Raw genomic sequence first — 12,905 nt, 5'->3', positions numbered from 1 at the left:
CTTCTTCCCGTTCCTCAGTTCTTGGCTGCAGCAGCTTCGGCCGCTGCATGTGCCTTGAGCACATCCACCAACTCATCGAGGCGTTGGTTGCTCATGAAGCTGCACATCTGGCGGTCGTTGACCAGCATCACCGGTGAATCGGCGCATGCGCCCAGACATTCGCTCTTTTGCACGGTGAACAAGCCATCGGCGGTTGTGCCGCCCTCTTCCACGCCCAGCTTTTCGCAGAGGTGATTGAGTGCCTTTTGCCCATCACGCAACTGGCAGGGCAAATTGGTGCAGACGTTCAACTTGAACTGACCCAACTTGCGCTGGTTGTACATGTTGTAGAAGGTCGTCACTTCGTACACAGCGATTGGCGGCATGCCCAGATAGGCTGCAATTGCGTCTTCGCTGGCGCGAGACACATAACCGGTTTCTTGCTGGACGATGGACAAGCAGGCCATCACGGCCGACTGCTTCTGGTCGGCCGGATATTTGGCCACTTCGCGCGCAAAACGTGCCGCGGTGGCTTCACTCAGAATGTATTCATTGCTCATCGAATGACTCACCGATCGATTTCACCGAACACGATGTCCATCGTGCCGATGATGGCTACCGCGTCAGCCAACATATGGCCACGCGCCATTTCATCCAGCGCTGCCAAATGGGCGAAGCCTGGGGCGCGAATTTTCAGCCGGTAAGGCTTGTTGGCGCCGTCGCTGACCATATAGATACCGAACTCACCCTTGGGGTGCTCCACCGCTGCGTAGGCTTCGCCTTCGGGCACGCAGAAGCCTTCTGTGAACAGCTTGAAGTGGTGGATCAACTCTTCCATGTTCGACTTCATGCCGACGCGAGAAGGAGGAGCCACCTTGTGGTTGTCGGTAATCACCGGACCAGGATTGGCGCGCAGCCAAGCCACGCATTGCTGGATGATGCGGTTCGACTGACGCATTTCCTCGACGCGCACCACATAGCGGTCATAGGTGTCGCCGTTGGTGCCGACAGGAATGTCGAAGTCCAACTTCGCATAGGCGTCGTAGGGCTGACTCTTGCGCAGATCCCAGGGGATGCCGCAACCGCGCAACATCGGGCCGGTGAAGCCCATATTCAGTGCGCGCTCAGGCGAGACCACGCCGATTCCGACGGTACGTTGCTTCCAGATTCGGTTATCGGTCAGCAGGGTCTCGTAATCGTCAACATTGCCGGGGAACCGATTGCAGAAGTCCTCGATGAAGTCCAGCAGCGTGCCGCTGCGGTTCTCATTCATCTTGGCCAAGGTCTTGGCATTCTTGATCTTGCTGACCTTGTACTGCGGCATGCTGTCCGGCAGATCGCGGTAGACACCACCCGGACGGAAATAAGCCGCATGCATGCGCGCGCCAGAGACGGCCTCGTACATATCGAACAGGTCTTCACGCTCACGGAAGGCGTAAATCAGCACGTTCATCGCGCCGCAATCCAGGCCGTGCGCACCCAACCACATCAGGTGGTTCAGCAAGCGCGTGATCTCGGCAAACATCACACGGATGTATTGCGCACGGATCGGCACCTCGATGCCCATCATCTTCTCGATGGCCAGGCAATAGGCCTGCTCATTGGCCATCATCGACACATAGTCGAGACGGTCCATATAAGGCAGCGACTGGATATAGGTCTTGCTCTCGGCCAGCTTTTCAGTGGCGCGGTGCAACAAACCGATATGCGGGTCAGCCCGCTGAATCACTTCACCGTCGAGTTCCAAAACCAGGCGCAGCACACCGTGCGCAGCCGGGTGCTGAGGACCGAAATTCAGCGTGTAGTTCTTGATTTCAGCCATGAATCAGATACCACCGTAGTTTTCTTCGCGGATGATGCGCGGCGTGATTTCACGCGGCTCAATCGTCACCGCTTGATAAATCACGCGTTTTTGCTCGGCGTCGTAACGCATTTCCACATTGCCCGAGGTCGGAAAGTCTTTGCGCATCGGGTGACCAATGAAACCGTAATCAGTCAGGATGCGACGCAGGTCTTCGTGGCCATCGAAAATGATGCCGTACAAATCAAAGGCTTCGCGCTCAAACCAGTTGGCGGAGTTCCAAATCGGTGTGATGGCAGCGACGCAAGGAAAAGCATCGTCTGGGCAGTAGACCTTCAGGCGCAAGCGCCAGTTCTTGTTGACCGACAAGAGATGCGAGGCCACAGCGAAGCGCAGACCTTCGTAGCCGCCGTCTTTGTAGCTGCTGTAATCCAGACCGCAGAGATCGATCAACTGCTCGAAGCGCAATTCCGGATGATCATGCAAGGTCTTCGCAACCGACAGATAGTCGGTTGCTGCAACTTCGATGGTGATTTCACCAAACTGATTCTTCAGTTTTTGAATCTTGTCGCCAAGGACAGACTCAAGTGCGGCTTGCAGGGTGGCAAGTTTGCTCATGGGTACTTGATCCTTCAGCGCGCGATCGTGTTTTCACGACGAATTTTTGCCTGCAATTGCAGGATTCCGTACAGCAGCGCCTCGGCCGTCGGCGGGCAGCCAGGCACATAGACATCTACTGGCACGATACGGTCGCAACCGCGCACGACCGAATAGCTGTAGTGGTAGTAGCCACCACCATTCGCGCAGGAACCCATCGAGAGCACCCAACGGGGCTCGGCCATTTGGTCGTAGACCTTACGCAAAGCCGGCGCCATCTTGTTGCACAGCGTGCCGGCCACGATCATCAGATCGCTCTGACGAGGGCTGGGGCGGAACAACATGCCGAAACGGTCAATGTCGTAACGCGCTGCACCAGCGTGCATCATTTCGACCGCACAACAGGCCAGACCAAAGGTCATGGGCCACAAGGAACCGGTCTTCGACCAGTTGATCAGCTTGTCGACCGAGGTGGTGACAAAGCCTTCTTTTAGAACGCCTTCGATACCCATGAGGTGCGCTTCCGAGTTCTGAGTCTGTCAGCAGACCAGGTGCATCATTCCCAATCCAGGGCGCCTTTTTTCCACTCGTAGGCAAAACCCACGACCAGAATGCCCAGGAAAATCATCATCGACCAAAAACCGGTTGCTCCAATCTCACGCAGAGAAACTGCCCAAGGAAAGAGAAACGCAATTTCCAGGTCAAACAAAATGAACAAAATGGCCACGAGGTAATACCGGACGTCGAATTTCATTCGAGCATCTTCAAAGGCCTCGAAGCCGCATTCATAGGGGGAGTTTTTGGCCGCATCTGGCCGATTCGGCCCAAGCAGAAAGCCGAGCACTTGAGGCGCCACGCCGACGCCGGCGCCGACCAGGATGAAGAGGATGACGGGTAGGTACTGATCCAAGTTCATGGGTGACGCTCTGTCTAGAGCTGCTTTCCGCCTCCAAGCGGTCCACAGCGATTCGAAAAAAGCAACGGGCGCACCGACAGCGAAAAATCGCTTACGGACTGCGCCCGCCTGGTCCCCGGCATTGCAATCAAGAAATTCATTCCCGACTTACTCCGCGACAGGGCGCTCCGATCAACACTCTTCGGGCTCCAACCCTGGAATGCTAACCTATGTTTTGGTGCCGTCGGCGAGACTCGAACTCGCACAGCTTTCGCCACTACCCCCTCAAGATAGCGTGTCTACCAATTTCACCACGACGGCCAATACTTAAATCTATTCTCGACTTGCTTTATATAGCGAGAGGAATCGCTATCAAGTCAGCCTCGAATTCTATACCGAAATTTCAAGGCCTCTTGACTCACAAAAGCAAAATGTTTGCATTTTGTTGACGGGGCCCGACAAGCCCTGAGCCCGCAATGTTCGCGTCAGTTTCCTGCAGCAGAGGCTGCTGTGGGCGCAGGCGCCACCAAGGCTGGAGCCGCACCAGGAATGGCAGCAGCGCCGGAAGCGGCAACAGCGGCGGGAGCAGCACGATCCAAGATTGTGTCTTTGCCGCTCGCTCCACCGCGGTGATTGGCCAAGTAAGCCATGGCCAGCGTGCTGACAAAGAAAATCGTGGCGCAGATGGCCGTGCTGCGCGACAAGAAGTTGGCGCTGCCGGTGGCACCAAACAAACTGCCCGAAGCACCGCTACCAAAGGAAGCACCCATATCAGCCCCCTTGCCATGCTGCACCAACACCAGGCCGATCATGGCCAAGGCGCTCAGCAACTGCAAAACCAATACCAAATTCATCCAGACTTGCATCTCAAACACTCCAAAAATTCTTGACCTTTTGGCCTCGACTTGCGAGACCCCAAGCTCGGCAAAAGACTCCGAGGCCAAACAACAAACTCTTTACATGGCCGCCCGGCAGATGGCAGCAAAGTCAGCAGCCTTCAGAGCCGCTCCGCCGATCAAACCACCATCAATATCGGTCTGAGCAAACAGCTGCGCCGCATTGTCTGGTTTGACGCTGCCACCATAAAGAATGCGCATAGCGTCAGCCTTCTGGCTGGCCGCCTGCAACTGCTTGCGCAGCACCGCATGGACGGCCTGGGCTTGCTCGGGGCTAGCGGTCAAACCGGTACCAATGGCCCACACCGGCTCATAGGCCAGTACGATTTCACCGATGCAATGCGTCAGCGTATGGATGACCGCAGCCAACTGCCGCTTCACCACCAACTCGGTCTGCCCAGCTTCGCGCTCTGCCAGCGTCTCGCCAACACAGACGATAGGTGTGACGCCATGCGCCAAAGCGGCCTTGGCTTTGTCCGCCACCAACTGATCACTTTCATGGTGATAGGCGCGCCGCTCGGAATGCCCCACGATGACATAACGGCAACCCAAGTCGGACAACATGGCCGACGAAACTTCACCGGTATATGCGCCCTGCTCATGAGATGAGCAGTCTTGCGCACCCAACAGCACCTGCTGACCCGTCAGGGCCAAGGCGGTTTCCGTCAGATAAGGAAACGGCACACAAACAGCAACGTCAGCACTCCATGGCCCAGCATCCTTCAACGCACCCAACAGGGCAGCATTCGAGGCACGGCTGCCATGCATTTTCCAATTGCCAACAACAAGCTTCTTGCGCATTGTCTCTGTCCTTTATTTGTGAATCAGTGCCAGCTCAACACGATCTTGCCGATGTGCTCGCCCGATTCCATCAGTGCATGCGCGGCAGCCGTTTGATCCGCAGGCATGCTGCGATAGATCACCGGGCCAATTTCACGCCGCGACAACAAGGGCCAAACTCGCTCCTTCAAGGCGAGCGCAATACCCGCCTTGAAAGCCAATGAACGCGGCCGCAAGGTTGAGCCGGTCACCGTCAAACGGCGGCGCAGCACCAAGCCAGCATCGAACTTGGCGTCCACACCACCTTGAACGGCAATGATCACCACACGACCATCCTCGGCCAAGCAGCGCACATTGCGCTCAACATAGCTGCCCGCGACCATGTCCAAAATGACGTCAACGCCTCGACCGGCCGTCGCAGCGGCGACTTCGGCAACGAAATCTTGTTGCTTGTAGTCAATCGCCAGATCGGCACCTAGCCTCAGGCAGGCATCAGCCTTGTCGGCGCTACCCACCGTGACCAGTACTCGAGCGCCGAACGCCTTCGCCAATTGAATGGCAGTGACGCCGATTCCGCTGCTGCCGCCATGCACGAGCAAGCTTTCGCCGGCCTTCAAACCGGCACGCTCAAACACATTGGACCAGACGGTGAAAAAAGTCTCCGGCAGGCTGGCAGCCTCAACCATGCTCCAACCCTCAGGCACCGGCAGGCATTGCCCAATCGGCGCCGTACAGAGTTCGGCATAGCCACCACCCGCCACCAAGGCACATACCGCATCGCCGAGCCTGAAGCCCGCCGCAGCCAAGGCTTGCTCATCACCCGCAAGGATTCGCCCGGCCACTTCCAGGCCCGGCAAATCACTGGCGCCGGCTGGCGCCGGATACGCGCCCTTGCGCTGCAACACATCGGGGCGATTGAGGCCAAAGGCCTCAACCGCGATCAAGCATTCCCCCGCCCCAGCGATGGGGTCGGGGCGCTCGATCATCTGCAGCACCTCGGGCCCGCCTGGGCGGGTGATGGCGATTGCCTTCATTGGCAGCGACGACTTCGTCTTACTCGGCGTCAGCCGGCGCTTGCACCGGAGCCGCGTCGCGGTCGATCAAGGCCTTCATGGACAGCTTGATGCGACCCTTTTCGTCGGTTTCCATGACCTTGACCTTGACGATCTGACCTTCCTTCAGGAAGTCGGTCACCTTTTCGACGCGCTGGTGGGCGATCTGGCTGATGTGCAGCAGACCATCCTTGCCAGGCAGCAGGTTCACCAGGGCACCGAAGTCCAAGATCTTGGTGATCGGGCCTTCATAGACCTTGCCGATTTCAACTTCAGCCGTGATCTCTTCGATGCGCTTCTTGGCGTGAGCAGCCTTTTCAGCATCGGTCGAAGCGATGGTGATGGTGCCGTCTTCAGCGATGTCGATGGTCGTGCCAGTTTCTTCGGTCAGCGCACGGATGGTTGCGCCACCCTTGCCGATCACGTCACGGATCTTTTCCGGATTGATCTTCATGCTGTACAGACGCGGCGCGAACTGCGACACCTCGGTGTTGGCCGTGCCCATGGCTTCCACCATCTTGCCCAGGATGTGCAGGCGAGCTTCCTTGGCTTGAGCCAAGGCGACTTGCATGATTTCCTTGGTGATGCCCTGGATCTTGATGTCCATCTGCAGCGCAGTGATGCCGCCGGTGGTACCGGCCACCTTGAAGTCCATATCGCCGAGGTGATCTTCGTCACCCAGGATGTCGGTCAGCACGGCGAAACGGTTGCCGTCCTTGATCAGACCCATGGCGATGCCGGCCACGTGAGCCTTCATCGGCACTCCGGCGTCCATCAATGCCAGGCAGCCGCCGCAGACCGAAGCCATCGACGAGGAACCGTTCGACTCGGTGATTTCCGAGACCACGCGCATCGAGTACGGGAAGTCCTCCTTGCTCGGCAGCGCAGCGATCAACGCGCGCTTGGCCAGGCGACCGTGACCGATTTCGCGACGCTTCGGGCTGCCCACGCGACCGGTTTCACCGGTGGCAAAGGGAGGCATGTTGTAGTGCAGCATGAAGCGGTCTTCGAACTCGCCGGCCAGCGCGTCAATGCGCTGCGCATCGCGGTCGGTGCCCAAAGTCGCCACCACCAAAGCCTGGGTTTCACCACGGGTGAACAGGGCAGAACCGTGGGTACGTGGCAGGATGCTGTTGCTGATTTCGATCGGGCGCACGGTGCGGGTATCGCGACCGTCGATGCGAGGCTCACCCGCCAGGATCTGGCCGCGCACGATGCGGGCTTCGATCTCGAACAGCATGCTTTCGACTTCGACCTTGTCGAACTCGACACCGTCAGCCTTCAGGCCAGCCATGACGTTAGCAGTCACGGTGCGGCAGGCTTGCGTACGGGCTTGCTTGTTGCGGATATGGTAGGCAGCAGCCAGAGCTTCGTCAGCCAGTGCGCCAACCTTGGCGATCAGCTCTTCGTTCTTGGCGGGAGCCTTCCAGTCCCAAGCTGGCTTACCAGCGTCGCGCACCAACTCGTCGATGGCAGCGATAGCGATATTGCCTTGCTCATGGCCGAACACCACGGCGCCCAGCATGATTTCTTCGCTCAGGCCATCGGCCTCCGATTCCACCATCAGCACAGCAGCTTGAGTACCGGCAACCACCAGATCCATCTTGCTGTTGGCCAACTCGGTCTTGCCGGGGTTCAGGATGTACTCGCCATTCACATAGCCCACGCGCGCAGCGCCGATCGGGCCGTTGAACGGGATGCCCGAGACGGCCAAGGCGGCGCTCGATGCGATCAAAGCAGCGATGTCGGCCTGAACTTCAGGGTTCAAGGACAGCACGTGCACGACGACCTGAACTTCGTTGTAGAAGCCTTCGGGGAACAGCGGGCGGATCGGGCGGTCGATCAGGCGGCTGGTCAGGGTCTCCAACTCGCTGGGGCGGCCTTCACGCTTGAAGAAGCTGCCGGGGATCTTGCCTGCAGCGTAGGTCTTTTCAAGATAGTCAACGGTCAGCGGGAAGAAGTCCTGGCCGGCCTTGGCTTCGGTCTTGGCAACCACGGTTGCCAGCACCACGGTGCCTTCGATGTTCACCACCACGGCGCCGCTCGACTGACGGGCGATCTCGCCGGTCTCCATCGTGACGGAATGGGGGCCCCACTGGAAGGTCTTGGTGACTTTATTGAACATGCTCATTGTGTGTCTCTCCTCTTGACTGGCGGGCGCACAGGCCCGCGCAGCTGTTTCGATGCGGCTTGCGGTGCCGCTTCACAACCGAGAGTGAGACTGGGTTTGGCGGGATGCCATTCCAAAACATCGCTCGTGCCCGTACCGAATTTGCGGACTGGGGACCGAGGTATTGGAATGACACAGCAGCGCCACGTCAGCTCAACTCCAATGGATTCACAAAAGACAAAGAGCCTGTACTGGACATGCAACCCAGACAGGCTCCTTGATCTCACTCGCGAATTACTTACGCAGGCCCAGCTTCTGGATCAGCGCGGTGTAACGTGCGGCGTCTTTGGACTTCAGGTAAGCCAGCAAGCTCTTGCGTGTATTGACCATCTTCAGCAGACCACGACGACCGTGATGGTCCTTCATGTTTGCCTTGAAGTGAGGGGTCAGCGCGTTGATGCGAGCTGTCAGCAGAGCGACTTGGACTTCTGGCGAGCCAGTGTCGTTGGCGCTGCGGGCGTTCGATTGAACGATCTCTGCCTTGTTGATATCTGCGACGGACATATGCGTTCCTTGGTATCGGAATCCGCTGGCAACACAGGCTCAGTGCCCGGGTACGCAGACGGTTTCCATGGTTTTACTTGCGGTCACGGGTGAAACCGACCCGAGCCGTGCCTTGTGCTTTGCGCCTTTTGCCGGGAACCCATGCAGCGCGAACGCTGCAATGAGCCAAGCTCAGGGCACAAAACTTGTCGATTATAGACTGAATCGAAATGTGCGCCCAGAGTTGGGGACGGACACCAGCCAAAGTCACCCCAACAAGACTTGAACGCCTACCCGACAGATGCACGCCCAAGCGAGCGATACGCTGAGCGGGCACAGGCATATGGCGCTGGAGGTCCGCGTTCCAAGAGGCCCAAAACTGTATTTTTCAAAGCCCTTGAAAGGCTTGCGAGCACTACAAACTGAGGAACCATGGGGGCCGCGCACTGAATGTCTCTTTGCGACAAAGGCCTCTCCAACCTGGAGTCCATCATGTTTGTGATCCCCGTCAGCCGCCATCTGCATCGCCAAGAGGCCGAGTTCGCCCGCCAGATTGAGCGCATGTTCAAGACCGATACGGAGGCAGTCTCTTTGCGCTCACCAGCCCTGGACGTCAAGGAAACCGAACACAGCTATGTGCTGCAACTGGACCTGCCCGGCGTCAACAAAGAAGCTGTGAAGATCTCGATCGAAGGTCGCCGCGTCAGCATTGACGCCGAACAGGCCAAACCAGAACAAACCTCAAACGATGCCGGCCAAGCTACAGAGCAGGTTTTGCATCAAGAGCGCGCCCTGACCCGCTTCTCGCGCAGCATCGTGCTGCCCAAGGAAGTCAGTCAATCAGATTCCAAGGCCAAGCTGGAACTGGGCGTGTTGACATTGACTCTAGCCAAACGGCAGCCTGCAGCTGCCAGCCATTTGCCGGTGATGTGAGCCGGCGATCGATAAACACGCAGACCTAGCCCAGGCTAGGCTGCGCCCAAAGTCCAACGCGGTCGGACCGCAAAAGCGCCATCTCGCTCCAGCGTGGCCATGCCCCGCTGCAGGCGCAAGGCCGCGGCCATGGCGATCATGGCGCCGTTGTCGGTGCACAAGCTCAGTTCCGGGTAATGCACCCGAATGCCGCGCTTGGCGCAGCTCGCATTCAGCTGTTCCCGCAAGGAGGCATTGGCCCCGACGCCACCGGCCACCACCAGGCGCTTGAGGCCGGTTTCCTTCAAGGCCAGCAGTGACTTGCGCACCAGCAGTTCGACAATCGCAGCCTGGGTGGAGGCCGCCAAATCGGCGCGCTGTTGATCGCTCGGCGCATCGCCCAGGCGCTTCACCTGGGTCAACACCGCCGTTTTCAGTCCGGCAAAACTGAAGTCAGGCTTGCCGCTTTTCAGCATGGGACGCGGCAGGTCAAAAGCCTTGGGGTCGCCCGAAAGCGCCAGCTTGGCCAGATGAGGGCCGCCCGGATAGGGCAGCCCCAAGAGCTTGGCGCTCTTGTCAAAGGCTTCACCGGCCGCATCATCGATGGTTTCACCCAGCATCTGATACTGGCCCACATCATCCACCCGCATCAGCTGGGTGTGTCCGCCAGAGACCAACAGGGCCACAAAGGGAAACTCTGGTGCGTCGGCCGACAGGAAGGGCGAGAGCAAATGCCCTTCCAAATGGTGAATGCCCAAGGTCGGCTTGTCGAGCGCCGCCGCCATGGCCACCGCCACACCCGCTCCGACCAACAAGGCACCTGCCAGACCAGGCCCTTGGGTATAGGCAATCACGTCCACGTCACTCAATGCGCGACCTGACTCGGCCAGCACCTCGCGCGTCAAAGGCAAGACCCGACGAATATGGTCGCGCGAGGCCAACTCGGGCACCACGCCGCCATAGGCCTGATGCATGCTGATCTGGCTGTGCAGGGCCTGCGCCAGCAAGCACGGAGCGCCCACTTGCGGCACCTCAATCAGCGCAACACCGGTTTCATCGCAAGAGGACTCAAAGCCAAGGACCAGCATGCCGGCCCTCAGTGATTTTCTTTGGCGTGATTGATCGAGTACTTGGGAATCTCGATCGTCACATCCTTTTGCCCCAAGATGGCTTGGCAACTCAGGCGCGAGTCGGGTTCAAGCCCCCAGGCGCGGTCCAGCATGTCTTCTTCGCCCTCTTCCATCTCCGACAAAGACCGGATGCCCTCGCGCACCACCACGTGACAGGTGGTGCAGGCGCACACCATATCGCAGGCATGCTCAATCGAAATCTTGTTGTCCAAGAGGGCTTCGCAAATCGAGGTGCCGGCGGGCGCGCTCACCGTCGCGCCCTCGGGGCAGTATTCGGGATGGGGAAGAATTTTGATGACGGGCATGATGAACTTCTTTCCCTGAACTTAGATTTGCTCGATGCTGCGGCCGGTCAAGGCCTTGTGAATGCCGCGATTCATGCGCGCGGCCGCAAAGGCCTCGGTGCCCTGGGCCAAACGCTCGACAGCAGCGTCAATCGCCGCAGCGTCGCTGCCAGAAGCGGCCTCAGACAATGACTGAAGCAAGGCGGCGATATCGGCTTGCTCGCTCTGACTGAGCAGATCGCCATCTGCCGCCAAGGCGGACAAGGTGGCCAGACGCATGCGCTCAGCCTCGACCGAAGCCTCGCGCAATTTGCGCGCTTCCATATCGGCCTCCGCACTGGCAAAGCCGTCTTTCAACATGCCGGCGATTTGATCGTCCGACAAGCCATAGCTGGGCTTGACGCTAATGGCCGCTTCGACGCCTGAGATCAACTCCTTGGCCGACACGCTAAGCAAACCATCGGCATCAACTTGGAAGGTCACCCGAATACGCGCGGCGCCGGCCACCATCGGCGGAATGCCGCGCAACTCAAAGCGCGCCAGCGAGCGGCACTCGCTGACCAACTCACGCTCGCCTTGCAGCACATGAACAGCCATGGCCGTTTGACCGTCCTTGAAAGTGGTGAAGTCTTGCGCCTGCGCAACCGGGATGGTCGCATTGCGCTCAATCACCCGCTCGACCAAGCCGCCCATGGTTTCAAGACCCAGCGAGAGCGGGATCACATCCAGCAACAAAATGTCGCCAGCCGCTGCATTGCCCGCCAATTGATTGGCCTGGATGGCCGCGCCCAGCGCCACCACCTCATCGGGATTCAAATTGGTCAAGACCTCGCGGCCGAACAAAGCGCCCACAGATGTGCGCACGATGGGCATGCGGGTCGATCCACCCACCATCACCACGCCCTGCACTTCATCGGCCTTGACCTTGGCGTCGCGCAGCACACGGCGCACGGAACTCAAGGTCTTCGCCACCAAGGGCTCGGCCAAGGCATCAAACTGCGCACGGGTCAGTTGGACCTCGATGGCTCCGGCGTCCAGTTGCGCAGAAAAGCTAACGCTTTCTGCCGTTGACAGCTGCTCTTTCGCGCGCCGCGCCGCCACCAGCACGGCGCGTTTGTCATGCGCGCTGTCAGCAGCCAAGCCCGCCTGCGCGAGCACAGCGTCCGCAATCACTCGATCAAAATCGTCACCACCCAAGGCCGCGTCGCCACCGGTGGCGACCACCTCGAACACACCGCGACTCAAGCGCAGCAAAGAAATATCAAAGGTGCCGCCGCCGAGGTCGTAGACGGCGTACAAGCCTTCGCTGCCGTTATCGAGGCCATAGGCAATGGCTGCGGCCGTTGGCTCATTGATCAAGCGCAGCACATTCAAGCCAGCCAGTTGCGCCGCATCCTTGGTGGCCTGTCGCTGCGCGTCATCAAAGTAAGCAGGCACGGTGATCACCGCGCCGAACACATCGTCGGCAAAGCTGTCTTCGGCGCGGAAGCGCAGCGTCGCCAAAATTTCGGCTGACACCTCAACCGGCGTTTTGATGCCGTCGCGCGTCGCCAGCGACACCATGCCGGGCGTGTCTTCAAACTGGTAGGGCAGCTTGTCGAGGTTGGCGATATCCGCCAGCGCCCGGCCCATGAATCGCTTGACCGACACAATGGTGTTGACCGGATCCTCCGCCTGCGCCTGCAGGGCCGCCGCGCCGATCTGGCGACGCCCCTCTTCGAGATAGCGCACGGCCGAGGGCAAGATCACCTGACCTTGCTCATCAGGCAAGCACTCAGCCACACCGCTGCGCACCGCAGCGACCAAGGAGTGCGTCGTGCCTAGATCGATGCCGACCGCAATGCGGCGCTCATGAGGGTTGGGCGACTGGCCGGGTTCGGAAATCTGCAGCAATGCCATGTTGTTCTTGTCTTTTGGGTTTACAGC

General features: G+C 59.1%; 14 protein-coding genes and 1 tRNA gene. 1 reads left to right on the top strand and 14 read right to left on the bottom strand.

The features are described 5' to 3' along the window. Positions 1–14: 14 nt before the first annotated feature. The 11 genes from WG899_RS01755 to rpsO form a co-directional block, all read right to left on the bottom strand. Positions 15–539 (bottom strand): NADH-quinone oxidoreductase subunit NuoE family protein, encoded by a 525-nt coding sequence (locus tag WG899_RS01755; protein ID WP_339593895.1) that lies wholly within the window; start codon positions 537–539, stop codon positions 15–17. 8 nt (positions 540–547) lie between these two features. Then, complete coding sequence (locus WG899_RS01750; protein ID WP_339593894.1) at positions 548–1,801, bottom strand: NADH-quinone oxidoreductase subunit D; 1,254 nt, start codon at positions 1,799–1,801, stop codon at positions 548–550. A 3-nt stretch (positions 1,802–1,804) separates the two neighbouring features. Further along, the gene (locus tag WG899_RS01745; protein WP_339593893.1) at positions 1,805–2,398 is read right to left on the bottom strand and encodes an NADH-quinone oxidoreductase subunit C; all 594 of its coding nucleotides are present in this window, start codon (positions 2,396–2,398) and stop codon (positions 1,805–1,807) included. Positions 2,399–2,412: 14 nt separating this feature from the next. Next, positions 2,413–2,889 carry a NuoB/complex I 20 kDa subunit family protein gene (locus WG899_RS01740; protein WP_046113908.1) on the bottom strand — a complete coding sequence of 159 codons (477 nt, stop codon included), beginning with the start codon at positions 2,887–2,889 and terminating at the stop codon, positions 2,413–2,415. 44 nt (positions 2,890–2,933) lie between these two features. Next, on the bottom strand, positions 2,934–3,293 hold the full coding sequence (locus WG899_RS01735; protein WP_339593892.1) for an NADH-quinone oxidoreductase subunit A: 360 nt from the start codon (positions 3,291–3,293) through the stop codon (positions 2,934–2,936). 215 nt (positions 3,294–3,508) lie between these two features. Next, positions 3,509–3,593 (bottom strand) — tRNA-Leu (locus WG899_RS01730). Between the two features lie 164 nt (positions 3,594–3,757). Then, complete coding sequence (secG, locus tag WG899_RS01725; RefSeq protein WP_339593891.1) at positions 3,758–4,138, bottom strand: preprotein translocase subunit SecG; 381 nt, start codon at positions 4,136–4,138, stop codon at positions 3,758–3,760. 90 nt (positions 4,139–4,228) lie between these two features. Then, positions 4,229–4,969 (bottom strand): triose-phosphate isomerase, encoded by a 741-nt coding sequence (gene tpiA, locus WG899_RS01720; protein WP_339593890.1) that lies wholly within the window; start codon positions 4,967–4,969, stop codon positions 4,229–4,231. 23 nt (positions 4,970–4,992) lie between these two features. Beyond that, on the bottom strand, positions 4,993–5,982 hold the full coding sequence (locus tag WG899_RS01715; RefSeq protein WP_339593889.1) for an NAD(P)H-quinone oxidoreductase: 990 nt from the start codon (positions 5,980–5,982) through the stop codon (positions 4,993–4,995). 19 nt (positions 5,983–6,001) lie between these two features. After that, positions 6,002–8,131 (bottom strand): polyribonucleotide nucleotidyltransferase, encoded by a 2,130-nt coding sequence (gene pnp / locus WG899_RS01710; RefSeq protein WP_339593888.1) that lies wholly within the window; start codon positions 8,129–8,131, stop codon positions 6,002–6,004. Between the two features lie 273 nt (positions 8,132–8,404). Further along, positions 8,405–8,674 carry a 30S ribosomal protein S15 gene (gene rpsO / locus WG899_RS01705; RefSeq protein WP_339593887.1) on the bottom strand — a complete coding sequence of 90 codons (270 nt, stop codon included), beginning with the start codon at positions 8,672–8,674 and terminating at the stop codon, positions 8,405–8,407. A 471-nt stretch (positions 8,675–9,145) separates the two neighbouring features. Here rpsO and WG899_RS01700 point away from each other — a divergent pair, with 471 nt between their 5' ends. Then, complete coding sequence (locus tag WG899_RS01700; RefSeq protein WP_339593886.1) at positions 9,146–9,586, top strand: Hsp20/alpha crystallin family protein; 441 nt, start codon at positions 9,146–9,148, stop codon at positions 9,584–9,586. A 35-nt stretch (positions 9,587–9,621) separates the two neighbouring features. On the opposite strand, the gene tsaD is transcribed toward WG899_RS01700, so the two are convergent. From tsaD to hscA, 3 genes are read right to left on the bottom strand one after another with little or no spacing between them, the layout of a single operon-like run. Continuing rightward, positions 9,622–10,653, bottom strand: coding sequence for a tRNA (adenosine(37)-N6)-threonylcarbamoyltransferase complex transferase subunit TsaD (tsaD, locus tag WG899_RS01695; protein ID WP_339593885.1), 1,032 nt, complete (start codon positions 10,651–10,653; stop codon positions 9,622–9,624). Between the two features lie 8 nt (positions 10,654–10,661). Beyond that, positions 10,662–11,000 (bottom strand): ISC system 2Fe-2S type ferredoxin, encoded by a 339-nt coding sequence (fdx, locus tag WG899_RS01690; protein WP_339593884.1) that lies wholly within the window; start codon positions 10,998–11,000, stop codon positions 10,662–10,664. Between the two features lie 21 nt (positions 11,001–11,021). After that, complete coding sequence (hscA, locus tag WG899_RS01685; protein ID WP_339593883.1) at positions 11,022–12,878, bottom strand: Fe-S protein assembly chaperone HscA; 1,857 nt, start codon at positions 12,876–12,878, stop codon at positions 11,022–11,024. Positions 12,879–12,905: the final 27 nt, after the last annotated feature.

It is taken from the genome of Paucibacter hankyongi, assembly GCF_037482915.1.
GTDB lineage: Bacteria > Pseudomonadota > Gammaproteobacteria > Burkholderiales > Burkholderiaceae_C > Paucibacter_A > Paucibacter_A hankyongi.
This window is presented reverse-complemented; position numbering and strand designations above follow the sequence as displayed.